The sequence below is a fragment of the Amycolatopsis sp. NPDC114503 genome, from assembly GCF_055633655.1.
The window spans coordinates 811,837-829,180 of the sequence record NZ_JBVKDT010000003.1 but is presented as its reverse complement, the minus strand read 5'-3'; the positions used below and the strand labels follow the sequence as shown (position 1 = coordinate 829,180).

At 70.4% G+C, this 17,344-nt stretch carries 17 protein-coding genes; 14 read left to right on the top strand and 3 right to left on the bottom strand.

Features of this window, described 5'->3' with window-relative positions; all coding sequences use genetic code 11:
* The first annotated feature begins 80 nt into the window (after positions 1-80).
* Both ACZ7OI_RS16430 and ACZ7OI_RS16425 read left to right on the top strand, forming a co-directional pair.
* A complete protein-coding gene (locus tag ACZ7OI_RS16430) occupies positions 81-461 on the top strand; it encodes a hypothetical protein (RefSeq protein WP_470265025.1) in 381 nt (126 codons plus the stop codon).
* On the top strand, positions 455-2,878 hold the full coding sequence (locus tag ACZ7OI_RS16425) for an ATP-binding protein (protein WP_470265024.1): 2,424 nt from the start codon (positions 455-457) through the stop codon (positions 2,876-2,878). Before ACZ7OI_RS16430 ends, ACZ7OI_RS16425 begins: the two co-directional genes overlap by 7 nt.
* A gap of 55 nt (positions 2,879-2,933) precedes the next feature.
* Here the strand turns inward: ACZ7OI_RS16425 and ACZ7OI_RS16420 are convergent, their stop codons facing one another.
* Positions 2,934-4,160 (bottom strand): cytochrome P450 family protein, encoded by a 1,227-nt coding sequence (locus ACZ7OI_RS16420; RefSeq protein ID WP_470265023.1) that lies wholly within the window; start codon positions 4,158-4,160, stop codon positions 2,934-2,936.
* A 593-nt stretch (positions 4,161-4,753) separates the two neighbouring features.
* On the opposite strand from ACZ7OI_RS16420, the gene ACZ7OI_RS16415 reads away from it, so the two are divergent.
* The 10 genes from ACZ7OI_RS16415 to ACZ7OI_RS16370 all read left to right on the top strand — a co-directional run bounded on the left by ACZ7OI_RS16415 (position 4,754) and on the right by ACZ7OI_RS16370 (position 13,878).
* Positions 4,754-5,371, top strand: coding sequence for a hypothetical protein (locus ACZ7OI_RS16415; RefSeq protein ID WP_470265022.1), 618 nt, complete (start codon positions 4,754-4,756; stop codon positions 5,369-5,371).
* Between the two features lie 122 nt (positions 5,372-5,493).
* Entirely contained in the window at positions 5,494-7,407 is a 1,914-nt protein-coding gene (locus ACZ7OI_RS16410) for a S53 family peptidase (RefSeq protein WP_470265021.1), read from the top strand.
* A 205-nt stretch (positions 7,408-7,612) separates the two neighbouring features.
* Complete coding sequence (locus ACZ7OI_RS16405) at positions 7,613-8,440, top strand: L,D-transpeptidase (protein ID WP_470265020.1); 828 nt, start codon at positions 7,613-7,615, stop codon at positions 8,438-8,440.
* Positions 8,441-8,481: 41 nt separating this feature from the next.
* Positions 8,482-9,231: a hypothetical protein gene (locus ACZ7OI_RS16400; protein WP_470265019.1), complete on the top strand. Its 750-nt coding sequence runs from the start codon at positions 8,482-8,484 to the stop codon at positions 9,229-9,231.
* A 129-nt stretch (positions 9,232-9,360) separates the two neighbouring features.
* A complete protein-coding gene (locus ACZ7OI_RS16395) occupies positions 9,361-9,585 on the top strand; it encodes a hypothetical protein (RefSeq protein WP_470265018.1) in 225 nt (74 codons plus the stop codon).
* A gap of 71 nt (positions 9,586-9,656) precedes the next feature.
* On the top strand, positions 9,657-10,187 hold the full coding sequence (locus tag ACZ7OI_RS16390; RefSeq protein WP_470265017.1) for a hypothetical protein: 531 nt from the start codon (positions 9,657-9,659) through the stop codon (positions 10,185-10,187).
* Between the two features lie 261 nt (positions 10,188-10,448).
* Positions 10,449-10,652, top strand: a complete 204-nt coding sequence (locus ACZ7OI_RS16385) for a hypothetical protein (protein ID WP_470265016.1) — start codon at positions 10,449-10,451, stop codon at positions 10,650-10,652.
* Between the two features lie 41 nt (positions 10,653-10,693).
* Positions 10,694-11,572 carry a hypothetical protein gene (locus ACZ7OI_RS16380; protein WP_470265015.1) on the top strand — a complete coding sequence of 293 codons (879 nt, stop codon included), beginning with the start codon at positions 10,694-10,696 and terminating at the stop codon, positions 11,570-11,572.
* A gap of 428 nt (positions 11,573-12,000) precedes the next feature.
* Positions 12,001-12,678 carry a hypothetical protein gene (locus ACZ7OI_RS16375; RefSeq protein ID WP_470265014.1) on the top strand — a complete coding sequence of 226 codons (678 nt, stop codon included), beginning with the start codon at positions 12,001-12,003 and terminating at the stop codon, positions 12,676-12,678.
* A 39-nt stretch (positions 12,679-12,717) separates the two neighbouring features.
* The gene (locus tag ACZ7OI_RS16370; protein WP_470265013.1) at positions 12,718-13,878 is read left to right on the top strand and encodes an aminotransferase class I/II-fold pyridoxal phosphate-dependent enzyme; all 1,161 of its coding nucleotides are present in this window, start codon (positions 12,718-12,720) and stop codon (positions 13,876-13,878) included.
* A gap of 262 nt (positions 13,879-14,140) precedes the next feature.
* Here the strand turns inward: ACZ7OI_RS16370 and ACZ7OI_RS16365 are convergent, their stop codons facing one another.
* Together ACZ7OI_RS16365 and ACZ7OI_RS16360 are read right to left on the bottom strand one after the other, a co-directional pair.
* Complete coding sequence (locus ACZ7OI_RS16365) at positions 14,141-15,310, bottom strand: hypothetical protein (RefSeq protein ID WP_470265012.1); 1,170 nt, start codon at positions 15,308-15,310, stop codon at positions 14,141-14,143.
* Complete coding sequence (locus ACZ7OI_RS16360; protein WP_470265011.1) at positions 15,307-15,720, bottom strand: hypothetical protein; 414 nt, start codon at positions 15,718-15,720, stop codon at positions 15,307-15,309. The genes ACZ7OI_RS16365 and ACZ7OI_RS16360 overlap by 4 nt, the downstream gene beginning before the upstream one ends.
* A 501-nt stretch (positions 15,721-16,221) precedes the next feature.
* Between ACZ7OI_RS16360 and ACZ7OI_RS16355 the strand changes: the two genes are divergently transcribed.
* Both ACZ7OI_RS16355 and ACZ7OI_RS16350 read left to right on the top strand, forming a co-directional pair.
* Entirely contained in the window at positions 16,222-16,545 is a 324-nt protein-coding gene (locus tag ACZ7OI_RS16355; RefSeq protein ID WP_470265010.1) for a hypothetical protein, read from the top strand.
* 407 nt (positions 16,546-16,952) lie between these two features.
* A complete protein-coding gene (locus ACZ7OI_RS16350; protein WP_470265009.1) occupies positions 16,953-17,270 on the top strand; it encodes a hypothetical protein in 318 nt (105 codons plus the stop codon).
* Positions 17,271-17,344: the final 74 nt, after the last annotated feature.

The window sequence follows — 17,344 nt, the reverse complement described above, 5'->3', positions numbered from 1 at the left end:
AGAGTGATCGGTTGGGAAATCACGATCGGCGGGCAGCGAGGGGCGCGCCCGCCGGACGACCCTGGTTCGGGGAGAAACTGATGGTTGAAGTGCTGGAGCTGGGTCCGGCTCACGAGGCTGACCGGCGACGGCGGGGTGTCACGCTGCGCTCGTTCGCCAGGTCGATCCACGGCGTACCCGGCGACGCGTCGAAGGCACGGAAGGGGGCTGCATCGCCGAGCGGCGGTTTGGCAGTGGCATGCAGTCGTGTCCTGCAGGTGGACTCGCCACTGTTCGAGCGCACCGGGATCATGCCCGTGTCTGCCGACTGGGTCCGGATCGCGCGGCCGATGCGGCCTCCGGCTGCCGCCGTCGGCATCGTCGACTGTGAGGGTCTGCTTGCCGAGTTGCCTGCTGCGGTGAACCAGCGGGCAGTCCCGATCGCCGGGCCGAACGCGACGCTGGGGTGCCACGCATGCTGAACACGAGCGACTCCGGGACTCCCGATGCGAACCAGAGGCATGGCCAGGACAAGAAGACGGAGCCGGTGCCGATCGAGGCGGAGATGAGCAGCTTCGTCGGCCGCAGCGCCACGCTTGCCGAAGCGACGGGTTTGCTGAAGTCCCATCGCCTGGTGACGCTGGCAGGCACCGGCGGCGTAGGGAAGACAGCGCTGCTCTTGCGGATCGCCCACGACCTCGACGAGGCCCGCGTGTTCGAGGACGGCGTGGTGGTCGTGCGGCTGGTGGATCTCACGGCGGCCGACGACCGGCTTGAATCCACTATCGCCGTGCGGCTGGGAATTCACGACAACTCCGTCACGCCGGGGCGTGCACGGCTGGTCGAATACTTCAGGCACAAGCGGATGCTGCTGATGCTGGACAACTGCGAACATCTGGTCGGGGAGCCCGGAACGGGACAACTGCCGAAGTTGGTGGCGACGCTGCTGAAGTCGGCCCGGGGCCTGACGGTGATGGCGACCAGCCGGGGCAGGCTCGGGGTCATGGGCGAACGGGTGCTGACCGTCCCGCCGTTGTGCACCGGCCCGGCGGAGGAGCGGCCCGCCGCAACCCGGAGGTGCGGATGCGAGGGCGCGCTGCACGAGGCGCAGCAGCTGCTGCTCGAACGCGCGGCGGCCATCGACGAGCCGATTCCCGAATCCGACTATCCGACCGCGACCCGGGTATGCCGGATGCTGGACGGGATCCCGCTGGCCATAGAACTGGCCGCGGTGCAGCTGGAGAAGATGACGCTGACCGAATTCGCCGAGCACCACGCCCCACTGCCGCTGCTGGTCGACGGGCCTTCCGACCAAGGCAACCACGCCACCATGCGATTGAACCTGGACTGGTCCTACGCGCCGCTCGCCGAGGCAGAACGGCGCGTGTGGGCACTGGCCTGGGTGTTCGAAGGCGGATTCGACCTGGAAGCCGCCGAGGCGGTCTTCGGCCGCTTTCGCGTCGAGACGTCCGAAGTCCGGGCTGTGCTCGCGCGCCTGGTGAAAGTCAAGGTGCTCGAGCGCGAACGCCGGGACGGGCGCACCCGCTGGACGATGCGGAACCTGATGCGCCAGTACGGCCAGGAGATCGCCGCGGCCGCAGGGGATTGCGCGGAGCTCAAGCGCGCGCACGCGGACTACTACCTCGGGCTTGTCGAGTCCTGTTCCTCGAGCTGGTTCGGGCCCGACGAGGTCGCATGGATGCACCGGCTCGCCGAGGAGGTGCCGAACCTGCGCGCCGCGCAGGACCACTATCTCTCGGACGCCGACCCCGCCGGCGCCGAGCGGGGAATCCTGCTGCCGGTGACGGCCGTCCCCACTCGATTTCTGATCTTCCGCGGCATGCTCAACGAGGGACGGCGCATGCTGACGGCAGGCATCGACGCCCATCGGGGCGACCCCACCTATTCGCTGCTGGCCGCGCTGTCGCTGACCTGCTGGGTCGCGTTGATCCAGGGCAAGCAGGAGCGGGCGGCACCGCTGCTGGACCGGGCGATGCAGATTGCGGAGCAGCTTGGCGTCGAGGAGTTCGCGCCGCTGCTGTTCGCTCGCGGCACGAGAATATGGCTGACCGAGCCCGACCCAGTGCGCGCCAGGGACGAGGCCTCGGATCTGCTCGGACGGGCGGCGAAAGCGTTCGCCGCCCAAGGCCAGCGCGGCAACCAGCACATGGCCGAACTCTTCGAGGCCATGACCCTGGTCTTCTACGGCAAGCCCGACCCGGCACGGGCCTTCGCCGCGGCCGATCGCCTGCTTTCCTCTGCGCGCCGGGCGAGGGCCCGGTGGTGCGAGTCCTGGGCGCTGTGGACCCGCGCGCTGGCCGAGTTGCTGTACGGCGACCCGCATGCCGCCGGGAGGATGGCGCAGGAAGCGCTGGACCTGCAGCTCCAGATCGGGGACACGTGGGGCCCTGCCTGGAGCGTGTGGCTGCTCGCGATCATCGCCGCCTGGTGCGGCGACCACGAGCGGGCCGCCCAATTAGTGGGCGGGGCCAACCTGTTGCAGCGCAACACCGACACTACCGTCCTGGGCCTTCTCGCATTCTTGCTCGTGCAGCAACAAGCCGAAGCCAAGGCGCGGGCCGCGCTGGGCGACGACGATTACGACACCGAGGTGGCCGTCGGCGAATCGGCGAAGACCGTCCAGGATGTCTACGACCTGGCACTGATCAAGTTGCCCCGCCCCGAAACCGCCGCCCGCGACCTGCCGGGCGGACTGACCGACCGGGAATACGAAGTCGCGGGGCTGCTGGCATCGGGGCTGACCCACAAAGAGATCTCGGATCAGCTGACCCTGTCGGTGCGCACGGCCGAGTCCCACTCTCAGAACATCCGCCGCAAGCTGGGGTTGGCGCGCAAGACGGATGTCGCGAACTGGTGGAACTCGCACCACCGGGTGTGACGCCGGCCCGGGATTGCCCCGGAGGAGGAGAGCTGTCCCGGACCGAGCGCCGCGCTCAACCGGACAGCCGCACCGGGAGGCTGATCACGCCGTCCATGATGGAGCTCGGCCGGTGCCGCAGTTCAGTGTCGTCGGCGGCGAGGGACGCATCTGGGAATCGCCGGGCGAGTGCGCTGACCGCGACCTCAGCCTCCATCCGGGCGAGCTGGGCGCCCAGGCAGTAGTGGATGCCGAACCCGAACGACAGGTGTCCCTGGCTCGCGTCGCGGTCGAGCAGCAGACGCGTGGCCTGAGGAAACCGCTGCTCGTCGCGGTTGGCGCTCTGCAGCCACACCAGCACGATCTCCCCGGCCGGGATGACGCTCCCGGCGATCTCCACGTCCTCGGCGGTGAACCGGTGCGTCGCCAGCCGCACCGGGGAGCGGAAACGCAGGATCTCCTCCACTGCGGCCGGGATCGCCGCCGGGTCGCGGCCGAACGCGCGCCAGCGGTCCGGCACGCCGAGCAGGTACCGGACGGTGTGGCCGAGGAGGTTCGTGATGGTCTCGTGTCCGGCCACGAACAACAGGAACAAGGTCGACATCAGCTCGGAGTCGGTGAGCCCGCCGTCCTCCCGGGGATGCCGCACGAGCGCGGAGAGCAGGTCGTCGCCCGGGGTAGCTCGCTTGGAGGCGATCAGCGCGGAAAAACACTGTTCCATCGCGGCCGAGGCCGGCAGCGACCGCTCTTGGCGGTCCTCCATCAGGTCCGCGGTCCATCCGCGCAGAGACGTCCTCACCTCCTCCGGCACGCCGAGCAGTTCGCAGATGGCGGACAGCGGAAACGGGAACGCGAACGCTTCGATCAAATCGACCGGCTCTGCGACGGGCAGCCGGTCGAGCAGGTCCTCGGCCAGCCGCTGCAGCTGCGGCCGCATGCCCGCGACGCGCTGCCGGCTGAACTCGGCCGCGACCGCGGACCGCAGCCGGGCATGGTCGGCTGCGTCGGAGAACAGCATGTTCTGACCAAACATTTCCGACAAGCCGTCCGGCTGGCCGGCCGCGGCGAGGCGGGCTCGCATGATGCCGGACAGCGCGGCGCTGTCCTTGCTCAGCCTCGGATCGGCGAGCGCGGCGCGGGCCGCGTCGTACCGGCCGACCACCCAGACCTCGACCCCGTTGGGCAGCCTCGCGCGGTGCACGGGCCCGCGTGCGCGCAGGCAATCGGCCACTTCCGGCGAACGGTCCCAGAAATCCCTGCCGAACAGCGCCTCGCTGAACGGCGCCGTGTTGCTCGGCGTCATCCGATGCCCCCTTCCCGCAGCGGGCGCCGCGTGCTCGCGGACCGGCGGCACGGACGCCCCTGGTGCCCGGCCCGGTGGTTCCGGACCCGGTACCAGGGTCGGCAATCCGCCGGACTCGCACATCAGGACAAATACGCAAACGGTGCGCATGCGACTACGGAGTCGCCCCCGGGGACTACGGAGACGGGCCCGCCCTGCTACGCAGCCGGGCGGGCCGAACATCGTGGCACCCGGATCCGAGGGGCTTCGTCCCCGGGCGCGCTGATCCTCCGGCGCTTCGCGGGGCCTGTTGCCCGGCGCGCATCGTGCTGGAGAGCTCGCCGGCGCACGGCAGTGGCCTGACGACGTCTCGTCGGCAACCGGACGACGCGCCCGCCGAGTGCGGCAAAACGGGCGCAAACGGCCGCATTCCGTAGTTCGCGACGTCGTGCTGCGTGGCGGCGTGCGGGTCCATTGCGTATTTCCCGCATGCTTCCCCGAGTGATTTCCTAAGTCAGGGCAGTGGTCGGCCTATTGTTTTCCGTATTGACATCGATGGATTCTCTCGTAGTGTCTGCTGTGTCGAAGGAATACTGCGGGACGACATCGAATGAATGTCGGAACAAATCCTCCGCGGAGATCATCCTGTCGGCAATCCCAAGTTTTACGTCCGATGCTGGAAACCGGTCGATGCAAAGGCGATAAAGGTGCAGTTTTTCCTGGTGCGCGTACTCGCGCCGAGGACGAGGCGTGGTGTTCTGTCCCGGCTGGTCCGCCGGCTTTCGACACAGGAAGGCGTCGCTGTGCACGGCAATCGCGGTGAATCCCCGGCGCTCGCGGTGCGCGGCCGCTGTCCGGCGGTTGTCCTGGGGGCCAGCGCCCTTGCCGTGGCGACAGCGGCCGGCTGCTCGATCGCTCCGAGCCACGAGCCTGCGCGCCCGACCGCGGTGGAGACTCCGGCGCCCGGCTTTGCTGGCGACACCGTGACCGTCGACGGACGCGCCCGGTGGAATGACGGCCACGTCGGCTGCGCCCAGATGCTGACCTCGACAGGACAGCGACTCCGGCTGGTCGGCCAAATCGCCACCGACCGCGAGCACGCGGCCCTGCACGGCGGCCCCATCGACGAGCAGGTGCGGGTCAGCGGGCATGTGCCTCCGGGGCCTTTGTACTCGGTGTGCAGCGGAGGTCTTCCGTTCGACGTCGCCAGCGTGCAAGCCGTTCCCCGGTGACGAAACACAAATAGCCGTCTCCCGGCACCTGGCTCTGCGAATCAGGGCCATGCCTGGTGCGCCCGAAAACGCGCCTCGCGCGCATGAAGTTGTCCGATGAGGTCAATCCGAAGGGAATACCCATGTCATTACGACCATCCCGCGCCGTCAGCGTGATCGCAGGCTGTGCGGCGCTCGCCGGCGTCGCCGCAGCCGCGCCCGCTGTGGCCGCGGGTGACGGAGGCGACACGGTCTCCGTTGCGGGCAGTACGCCGTCCTGGGCGAGGCCCGCCGCGCGGGTCGGCGGCGTCGACGGCCAGGCGCACCGGCATATCCAGATCGCGCTGGCGGGGCGTGATCCGGCGGGAGCCGAAGCCCTGGCGCGCGCGGTGAGCACACCTGGTTCCGCGCAATTCCGCAAGAAGCTCTCGAGCGAGCAATTCGCGGCGAGGTTCGGGCCGTCGCGGGAGACTGTGGACGCCGTGACCGAGTGGCTGCAGGACCAAGGCCTGCGCGTCACAGGGGTGAGCAACGGTCGCCAGCTGATCGAGGCGGACGCCCCGGTCGAGAAGCTGGAAGCCGCGTTCGGCACGACCCTGGAACAGTTCCGCACCACGGTCGACGGCGTCGCACACACGCTCGTCGCTCCCGCACACGACATCAGCCTGCCCAACCGGCTGCGCACCGCGGTGACCGCCGTGTCCGGTTTGGACGATGCGGGCAAGCTGATGCACCCCCAGCGGGCCGCGAACGCCCGGCCGGCCGCGACCTCAGGCGGCGACTCCTGCGCCCGGACGTGGGGCGAAACGGTCAACACCTCGGTGCCGCAACGGTATCCGGCCCCCAACCAATCCAACATCCTCTGCGGCTACACGACCGCACAAGTCCGTCAAATCTACGGACTCGGCGCGAGCGCGACCGGTGCAGGGGCGACCATCGGCATTGTGGGCGCCTACGGCGCGGACACGGTCGCGTCGGACACGAACCGGGCCGCGGCGAAATTCGGCGGCCCGGCCCTGCGGCCAGGCCAGTTCCGGGTCGTGGACCCGGCGGGCGGATACAACCCGGATCCCGCCTGCGAGCCGGACAGCTGGTCGACCGAGGCGGATCTCGACGCGCAGATGGCGCACAAGAACGCACCGGCCGCGAACCTGGTGTACTACGGAGCGCAAGACTGCCGGACCTTGATCCCGACACTGGCCAAAGCGGTCAGCGACAACAAGGCCGACGTGATCTCGGCGAGCTGGGGCAACAGCGGAGGCGAGACGTCGGAAGCCCCGACGACGCTGAAGCTGATGGATTCGCTGGGCATTCAGGCCGCGATCCAGGGGATTTCGCTGTTCGTGTCCTCCGGGGACACCGGCGACAGCTCGGGAGTGCCAGGCCACAACGGCCGTCGGACCGCGTCGTTCCCTGCCTCTCACCCCTGGATCACGGCGGTGGGCGGCACGAGCGTCGGCCTTGACGCACAGGGACGCCGGGTCGTCGAGACCGGCTGGGCGAACACCGCGAATGTCCTGTCCGGAAACACATGGACCCCGGCGAGCCCCGGTCCGTTCGCGGGCGGCGCGGGCGGCGGCGTCTCGACCGCCTACGCGCGTCCGGACTACCAGGCAGGTGCGGTCGGCGGAGCGAAGCGGGCGGTGCCCGACATCTCCGGCCTGGCCGATGCGAACACCGGCATCGCGGTGGGCGTGACGCTGAAGGACGTCGGCTACGTGGAGCTCAGCGGCGGCGGCACCAGCGCCTCGTCGCCAGGCGTCGCCGCCGCCGTCGCCGACGCGGTGCAGGCCGCGGGCGGACGGATCGGGTTCGCGAACCCGGCCATCTACGACCTCGCGAAGACCGACGCGATCCGCGACGTCACGCACCAGTCCGCCGGTGTGTGGACTCCGCAGGTCATCGGCTACGGCGGAGTCCAGACCCCGCCGGGCCGCGGGAACTACGAGATCGACTTCGACGCGAAACCCCAGTCCTTGCAGTCGTCCGACGGCTACGACGACGTGACCGGCGTCGGCGTCATGACCGACAAGGCAATCGCCGCACTGGCCAAATAGCAGCAGAAGAGGCGGAACAGGGAGCGCCTTGGAGCGTTCTCCTCGCACCGCTTCCCGTTCCTCCCACCGGATCCACGAAAGAAGGCTGTCTGCCATGGACGAGGACCAGACTTGCGCCCCGGAGCCGCATGCGGATGCCTGCGCAACCGATTCCGTTGCGCCCCAGCCCGTACGTCCGTTGCGGGGACGCGGGGGAGTGCTGGCCGTGGCGAGCCTGGCCGTGGTACTCGGTCTCGGCACGGTGCTGGCGTCGGCGCGGCCGGCATCGTCCGCCTCGCCCGCGCCGTCGGCGGCCGCCGAGGTTTCCGAGGACGTCGTGCCGACTGTGGCGGCTCCGACCGCGGTGCCGGAGCACGTCGCCGCTCGGCTGCCGCAAGCGACGACCGACGGAACTGTGCCCGGGGCGCCGCGCGACGGCGCGCCGGGCGCACAGACCGCAGGCCGGACGCTGCACCCGACAACGGCGGTGCCGGTGTACGCCGCGCCGGGCGGCGCGGCGATCGCGATGCTGCCGCCCAAACAGAAATTCGGCGACGCCACGACCGACACCGCGGTCCCCGTCGTCGAGGAGGTTCCCGGCTGGGTGAGAGTGCTGCTTCCCGTACGGCCCAACGGATCCACGGGCTGGGTGTACCTCGTGGACTCTGCGGTGACCACCGAGCACAGCGCTTGGCGGATCGACGTCGACCGGGCTGCGTTCACCGTGACCGTGTGGAACGGCGACGCCGAGATGGGGCGCTGGCGCGCCGGGGTCGGAAAACCGGCCTCGCCGACACCGGCCGGCAGGACGTTCCTGCTGAGCGCGTTCCGGGAGAAACACCCGACGTTCAGCCCGGTGATCCTGCCGCTCGGTTTGCACTCCGACACGTTCACCTCCTACGGGGGCGGCCCGGGAACGACCGGCATCCACGGCTGGCCCAATCCGTCGGTCTTCGGACGCCCGGCCAGCGACGGCTGCGTCCGCATCCCGGCCGACGCGCTCGACCTGATCTCCACGCGAGTGCCGATCGGCAGCATCGTGCGGATCTTCTGACCCAACCACGTTCACGCAGTTCCTGTACTCAAGGGGAAAACATGGAATCCACCAACGCTTCCGGCGCCGCTTGGACCACGCGCCGCGTGCTCGCAGCCGCGGGCCTCGGCGGGCTCGTCGCCGCGGGCGCGGCCGCGGCGATGCTGAGCGGCTCGCCGAACGAGGCCGCGGCCTCGGCGGGACCGGCGTCGTCCGCGCAAGGCGTACGCGCCTCGGGCACCGGGGTCGAGGCGCGCAGCGCCGACTCCGGATCGATCTCAGGCACCGGATGGTCGGCCGCGGGCATCTCCACCGAGACCCGCCCAGGTTACGCCCGCGCCTCGGTCGCGTCGATCACGGTGGGCGGCCAGTCGATCGGCTCGGTGACTGCCACCTGCAAAAACGGCGTCACCACCGTTGAGCATTCCGGCAAAGCCCAGGACACGCCTTACTTCCACGTCGCTTTCGGCAAGGACGGCGGCCCGTCTGCGACCGGAGCCACTGTGCGCATCACCGATCGCAGCGACCCCAATCGCAAGGCCCACACCTCATTCACGCTGACCGCCGCGTCCGTCGCGTGCGGAAAAGACACGCCGCCGCCGACGAACCCGCCCACGTCCCAGCCGCCCACCGGCACACCCGCACCGCCCACCGGGCCCCCGACCGGAAAGCCCGCCCCGCAGCCCACCCACCGGCCCGGGCACACCCCGACGCCGAAGCCCGGCCGCACCGCGCCGGGCACGCACAGCGCGCCCGATCGCGAGGCGACGCCCGCGCCGCTTCAGCACGGTCACGGTTCGGTGACCGGCTGATCCCCGTGCGGGGGCGGTGCACACCCCCCTCGGCCCGCCCCCGCACCTCTATCTCCGTCCTCATATGCGCCCCACAGTCCACCGCGGACAGACCTGTCCGGTGGGAAACCCCGCACGAAAGGGAAAAGAATGTCCAACACCAAGAAGATCATGGCCAGTGCTCTGCTCGTCGCCGCCGCGTCCGGCACGGCGGCCCTGGCGATGACGGCGACGGCGAGCGCAGCCCCGGCCGACAGCGGCCCGGCCGCCGTGCACGCCGACGGCGGGCACGAGCCCCTCACCCGCGAGGGCGTCGTGAGCCCGAACGGGACGCGGATCTGGGCGCTGCCGGACGGCACGCGCATCAACTTCTGACCGTTGCTCCCGTGCGCGCGGGCCGCGCACGGGAGCACAGCCTTCCCGACACAACTGAATAAGGACCAGCTATGAAATCGCCCACCGCTCCGGTCGTGCAGATCCTGGACCGGGATTTGTCCCTGTTCGAGCCAGGCATCCAGAATCAGCAGCTGGCCGTCGCCGTGCACTCCGGCATCGCCCGGATCGGACGCCTCGCCTCCGGGGTGGTGCGGATGCCCGGCGGGCACCAGGCCTCCGCGCACGCGCACCGGGACTCGGAGATCACCGTGTTCGTGCAACGCGGGCTCGCCGCTTCGCTGGTCGGCGAGGACATGCAGCCGGTGCTCCACGCTCCTGGCGGCGTGTGCTACATCGCTCCCGGCATTCCGCACGCAGCAGTGAATCTGCAGCCTCGGAGCATTGATCCCCGGGACGCGGACAGGAGAGCGGTCATCGCCTTCGAGGCGCGCACCGACCCGAAATTCAACGACGATGTGGTCCTGCTTCCGGAGTTGGACGGCCTGGTCGCAGAGCGGGCCGTCCGCCTGCGCCAGATGTACCGCGACGGAGAGCTCGACGCGCAAATCCTCGCACCGCACGTGCATGTGGTGACGCGATGAGCCGGACACCTCTGAGTGGCGCACATCCGCGGCATTTCGGCGACCCGCGCACGAATCGGAGCGATTCGTGCGCGGGGCAGAGGAAGCGGCAGCCGCACGACACATGGCGCGAACTGCCTGCCGCACCGCGACTGAACTTCACGAAGGGACGCCATTGTGAGCAAAACCCGAGAACCAACGCATTACCCGGATCTCGTCTTGGTGCGCGACGGGAGAACCGGGTGGGCGCAGCTCTCCTGCCGGCCCCACTGGAGCTCGCGCGTGATCTCCGTAGGTTTCCTGCACACGGCGACCATTCCGGAGTTGGCGGCCGTGATGAGGGGGCTCGGATACGTCGAACTCGCCCGCTACCGGCTGGATGCGCTGCTGACGACGTTCTGGTTCGTCAACCGCCTCGATCCGAACCCGCCGTCGGTCGACGCCGGGACCACGACCAGCCGCGAGCCCGCGGCGCTGGCCGCATGAGCGGGACGACCGGTCGCCCGCCTGTGTGGTGGGGAGCGAGGGTGGGGATCGACGGAATGACACTGCACGCCGAGGATCGGACGGCCGCCATACCCGAGCGCCTGGCGGCAGTGCTGCTCGGTGCGCAAGGCCCGGGGGTATCGGCGGAACCGGACCACGACCTGCTGCGGCTGGAAGCGTTGCTGCGGGGGTGGGTGCTGGACGCCGGGACGACAGTCCGGCGGTGTTCGCGTGCGCTGACCGCAGCCGCGCGCCGCGAGCGAGAACTGGACGGGCGCTGGTGGCACGGAGACTGGTGGCAGGCGCGCCGTGCGCGCGAGGACTGCCAGGAATTGCTGGCCGAGGCGCTTTCCTGGCACCAGTGCGGGGCGACCTACCTGACGCAGCTGCGGCACTTGGTGATCGGTCTGGCTCCGCAGGAGGGCCTGCTGGCCGAGGCCGCGGCCGGATGGAACCGTCCGTCCCGCGTTCCAGCCGGTGTATCGGTCTACGCCGACGAGGACACCTTCCTGACGGATCTCCGGCGGGGCGATCCGCGCATGCCCGCGCTGGTGATCGGCGGGACGGAACTCGGCCAGATGTGGCGACGGGACCCCGACGATCCAGTCGATCAGCCGCTGGAGCGCCCGGGATGCTGGACGGTCGGCCACATCGCGCGGACGGGCGAGATCTACGCGGTCCGCCGCAGCCACCGGGACACGCGTGCGGTGTGGCTGCTCGGCCGCGGGTTCAGCGCGTCACGGGCGCGCGCAGTGCTGGAGCCCTTGCTTGATCGCCAACCGGAACCGAATTCGCTGCTGCTGGTCGCCGACGCGGTGGCCGCGGCGCAGCGCACACGCCAGGCACCTGCCACCGCCCCTGGCGCCGAGGAATCAGCCGACGAGGCCGTCGACGACTCCATTGCCGGTCCGGGACCGTGAGCGGACGCGCTCGCGCGGACGGCTCGGGCGACGACCGTCGCCGGATGCCCGCCCGAGACCCGGCACGCGCCCGACTCCGCGCATCCGCCCAATCGGCAGGGCGTACGCGTCGTGACGGAAACACCGTGAAGCTGCGGTCAACGCAGGGCAGAACCGGTCGGTGAGGGGCTGGTTCTGCCCTGCGTTGACCGCAGCTTCGGATCCGTGCTGCCGGAACGACCGTCCGCTGCACAACCCCGAGGACGCCGAACCGGAGCCCGGGCAGCCGGACTGCTCGGCCTTCGAACCCCTCGAATCCCCAGCGGGCGCGCAGGCGGCGATCGCAGCCTGCGCTCGGTACGGGGGGCGGACGCGCCCCGCATCCCACAGCGCTCTTTCACGTCATCCGAACGTCCATTGCGGACGTACGAAGCCGAACGAGGACGACCATGCTCACGACCGGCCGCATCCGCGGCGGCGGACGCCACCGCCGCCGCCCGAAACCCCGCCGCAGCGGAACCGTGCTCGGTGCGGCGCTTGCCATCAGCGCCGCTTCGCTCCTGCTGCCCGGCGGAACTCCGACCACGGCGGCACCCGGCCCGGACCGCGCAGGCGCGGCGTGCCGCGAGGTGGTCGCGCCCGTCAGACCGGGTGCGCTCGCCGCGACCGTGCGCGCCTCGTTGTGCCTCCCGCGCGGCGTGCGCCCGGAACTGTTCCACTCCACAGGCGACGCAGACCCGGTCATCACCGGCGCGGAGGAGTCCCGCAAGGACGCCGGCTCGAGCGCCGAACTGGCGCTCGCCGCGACCGTCGGCACCGCCGCGGCCACGTCCCGAGCGATCAGCGTGCCAGTCTTGGAGGCCAACGGCGGACAGGACTCCTGGGCATGCCCCGAAGCCCTTGACTGCAGCAGCTCGGAATCCTTCCTCGCAGCCGAACAGGCCAATTTCTCCCGGCCGCTCGCCGCTTACATTCAGCCCGCCGCGGGACACGCCGTGACCCTGGCCGCCGATCGCGCGCACACCCTGGACACGATCATCGGCTGGATCGACGCCGCGCTGACACACCGCGGCCGCGCCGACGCCGCTCCCGCCGGGCACATCGCCGGCAACAGCACCGGCGCGTGACCCGCACCCGTCATTCGCCACCAACAGGGAGGAACCGGCATGGACGCCGCGCAGCGCGATACCCCCGGCAGGACCACGGAAAAACACAGCGAATCCGAAAGGGGCGACCCGACCCGTCCGCCGGTGCCACAGCCAGGCGGGGCCGGCGATGCTCGCCAGCCCCGTAGCGGCGGCGTTGCCCGGCTGGACGCCAACGAACTTCCCTTCCCGCCGCCGCCGGAGGTCGCGGCCGCGCTGTCATCCCGGCGAACGCTGCATCGCTACAGCGATCCCGAATGCACAGCGCTGGTGTCCGCCCTGGCCGAGCAGTTGCGGGTTCCCCGCGACGCCGTGGTGCTCGGACCCGGCTCGTCGGCCCTGCTGTACCGGCTGATCGCGCTCGCGTGCACCCGCCCCGGCGACGCCGTGATGTGGTCGACGCCGGGATTCTCGGCCCTCGAGGGGTTCGCCCGGCGGGCCGGAGCCCGCGCGCAGCGCATTCCGCTGACGCCGTCGGGCACCAGCGACCTGGACGCGATGGCCGCCGCGATCACGCCGGAGACCCGCGCGATCATCCTGGTCAATCCGCACAACCCTACGGGCACGATCGTGGCCGGGGACCGGCTCCGCGCCTTCCTGGCCCGCATCCGGCACGACATCACTGTCGTCGTCGACGAGGCATATCGGGAATTCTGTCGCGACCCGGCGACAGCGGACGGCATCGAACTCGCGACGCGAGGCTGGGACACGGGCCAGCGCGTCGCGGTGGTGCGCACGTTCTCGAAAGCGTACGGGCTGGCGGATCTCCGTGTCGGATACGGCATCGCCCCGCCGCCGCTCGCGCGGGCGGTCCGGGCTTCCGCCGTGCCGCGGGAAATCGGCGGACTGGCCGCCGACGCCGCTCTCGCCGCGCTCAGGGCCCAGACAGCGATGCGCGACAACGCGGCCGCGGTCGTCCGCGAGCGCGAACGGGTCGTCGCCGATCTGCGGCGGCTCGGATACGTACCCTGCGACAGCCGCGCGAACTTCGTGTTCCTCCCGCTCGGCGACGCCGCAGGGGATTTCGTCTGCCACTGCCGCGACGCCGGCGTGCTCGTCTCGGAGGTCGCCGATCACGGTGTGCGGGTGACCATTGGCTCCCTCATCGAGAACCACGCCTTCGCCCAGGCCGCGTCGTCGTGGGCTCCAATCCGGCAGCCGCCGCCGGACACGACGGCGTGAGAGGCGGAGTGTCGCTCCGGGTTCGACCGGCAACGGCGAGGCCCTCCTGCGCGGCGTCGCCGACGACCGTCGTTCACGACCGGTGGGCCGGCCGGACTGCACTCCGCGCGAAAACCAGGACGTCCTGGCACCGGCCGGTGCCGTTCAGACCGCCGCCACAGCGAATGAGGCGTACGTGCCGGCGGCGGCCAGGACGATCGCGCAGACGCTCGCCGCCATCGTGAGGAGCCGACTGCCCAAGAACTCGACGTCCCCGTGCGCGTCACCGAATCGGACGGCCGTCTCGGTCGCGCTCGATCTGCGCCAGGCTGTCGGTGTCGTCCCTCGCTTTGTCGCGGAGGAACACGGCGTGCTTGTGCGTGATCGGCGCTTCGCGGAGATCATGGGATCCGCGCAGGAAATTCTCCGTACGGTCGGCGACGACGTAGGCGAGCATTTGCTCGACCACCGCCGCGATCCGGTGGACGTCGTCGACAGCGTGGTGCAGATCCTGCAGCGCGACCGTGTGCTCGGCGGCCCGTCGTTCCAGGTCGTCCAGCCGGGCCGCCACGCTGCCCAGCAACGGGTCTCGGGACCGGAACAGTGCGGTCGCACGGGCTGTCGCCGGATCGGCCTCGAGACGCAGGTCCAGCTGCGCCGCAAGGAACGCCGTCACGAGCGTGCCCTGGCCGAGCCGGTCGCTGAACCGGCGCGCTTGCCCGTCGTCGACGCCCAGTTCACGGACGGCTGCCGCGCGCAGCTGCTCGCGCATCGCGCCGACGATCGCGTCGGGGAGCGACTTGATGTGCGGCTGGCTCGTCACCCCCCGCAGCCGGAAGCCGGACTGGGGGAGCGCGACCGTGTCGTCGGCCCCGCCGGAACCGCCCTTCATCGGAACAGCGGTGCCGTTCTGCACCGCATCCTGATGGTCGGTGAGCCGCAGCGACTGCGGCGTCGCGTCCTCAGACGCCCGGCGGGGAGCCCGAGCCGGCACGGGAACATCGTTGTCCGGCTCGCGCCGCGCGATGCCCGCCGAAGCGCCTGGCGCAGCGGAAACCGGCCGCGAGACCGCGACCGGGGAATCGCCCGTGCTCGCCGCACCGCTGTGCCTGCGCGGCGAGCCGGAGCGTTCGACGGCCGAGCGCGCGGATTCCGGGTCCGGCAACGATGCGGGATCGTGCGCAGGATCCAGGTCTTTCCCTGGCCCGGCACCAAGACGTGACGACGGCCCAGGAAGGCCGACACCGGTCCGCGAATCCTCCCGGACACTGGGCAGCGCAGCCGCGGCAGCACGCGCGGCCCCGACCGGCTGGTGCGGCGAATCGCGTTCCTTCGCCGGCGTGCGCCGTTCGCCGCTTCCACGCCGGTAGGAGTCGAGGAACGACGTGTCGACGTCCATGAGATCCTCGGTCGTCGGCACCGGATCCCACGACCCGTCGAAGCCCTGGTTCATCGGAGGTCGCCGTTCCCTTCGTCCAGCAGGTAGTTGTCGCCGCGGGTGAGAACGACGAAGGAGTCGACTGCCTGGGTGACCACGTGCTCGAGATTCGCGACATTCGTCGACAGCGCCCTCATCTCGTCGACGAGCTGGTTGAGACGGGCGATCTCCAGCGTCGGCAAGTCGTAATCGCCGTTCTCACGACGGATCTGCCCGGACACCGCCTCGGCCACGTATTCGTTGACCGAGGAAAAGCCGCGTTTCTCGGCCCAGTAACCAGCACGCTGTTTGTCTTGCGGCGACAGTCTGACGACGAGGCGTTGAGGGCCATCGCTGTTGCCGCGGTCTGCCGCGGAATCCTCGCGGCGCGGGCTGCGCGCGCCCCGCCGCGCCGACGCCTTCCCGGAATCGCCTGCGACAGTCATGTCCGGCCTTTCTCGCGTATTCCATTCCCTGCCGACGATTCTATCTATTTTCCGTTGCTTTGTCGGGCTAGTCCATGCGCCAGTCGACTACCAGCAGACGCGACAAGGGCACAGCAGCCGACATGGCCCGTCTGTTCCGCGCCGCCGACCGACTCGTTCCCTGCGAACGTGGACAGTCCGCACGCGAACAGTCCTTCAGCCGAGACGGATCGGAGCGGAGCCATACGGCACCGGCGGGATGCCCGCCCGTAACGCGCGCGGCGGCCGGTCCCGGGCCCGGCCGGGACCGCGGCGCGGCGGCCGGGCCGGCGGGCGGGGGATCAACAGAGTTGATCCGGATGGGTTCCCGGCGCGAAGACCGTCGCGGCCGCTGGACGTCCGCCAAGCCCCGGAATCGTCGGCGCGATGCCGTCGTCCCGGGGCGGCCGCGCCGGAGGCGGCAGGTGCGGCCACGCGCGAAGCGCACCGCATCGTCATCCGAACAAGGAAGGGCACCCCGCTATGACTGTTGCCGAATCCATCCCCGGTCTCCGGGGCTCCGAGCGCGAACCGCCTCCGGCCGAACTTCCCGGCCCGGCCGAACTGATCGCGATCGCCGATCGCCTCCCGGAACAAGAATGGTGCACGAAGTGCGCCCTCGACGAGACCTCCGAGCCCGGTGTTCCCCGGGACATCGTGACGCAGTCGGACGAACCGGAGTCTCGCCTGCCCTACACCCGCAACTGCGGCGGGGATGCCGGATCTCTCTACGAGGTGACGCGGTTGTCGTGTGGCCACGCGATCGTCGGGATCCCGGCGCCGCGCTGGCCCGGCCCGCTGTCCTGACCCACCGCGCGCGCACCACGACGGCATGCGACGCGGCACAGCCGCGTCCGGGAATCTCCGCGACGAGAACAGGCGAAGGCCATGGCCTGCAAAAACACGGCAGTCACAGAAATCCCGTCGTCTCGACCGGCGATCGGGTGCCAGCGGTCCGGCCAAGCAAGGGCTGAGGCGGGTCCCGACGGAGACCCCGAGCAGACCCCGGTCTCAGTCGGCCTTTCCCCGGACCATGACCAGCCTCGCCGGGGCCCGGCGGCGGACCTTCCTGGAGGCAGGTCCCGCGGACGACGCGGCGCATCGAATGCAACCGCACCACCACCTCACTCACCGAGGCAGCAGGACCGACAGAACGTCGCGGCAGCCGGTGCCGCCGAGACCACCGCCCGGAATCCAGATCGGAAGGAGCAGCCATGTCCCGACGCGCCAAGCCCGACCGTGCCGACCTCGTCACCGTCGCTGTCGGTTCTGTCGACGTCACCGGGTCGATCATCCACGACGACACGCGTCGACTCCTGATGCTGCAGACCGACGAGGGGAGCGTGCGTCTTTCGATCAACCTGACGGAGCACGGCCTGACGCCGCGGCCCGGCCACGTCTTCGTCAAGAACTGGTCCGAACATCGCGGACTCGCGGTCCGGCTGGAAGCCGCAGGTCTGGTCAAACCTGTGCGCATCTTCAGTATCGGACAGTTCGCCTCGACGGCATTTGAAGTAGAAGTGACGCTCTGATCGGCGTCCAGCGCGGGGTCCGAGAATCGGGTCCTCGTCGGCGACGCACCAGCCGAAGTGCGCGATCCGGGGGG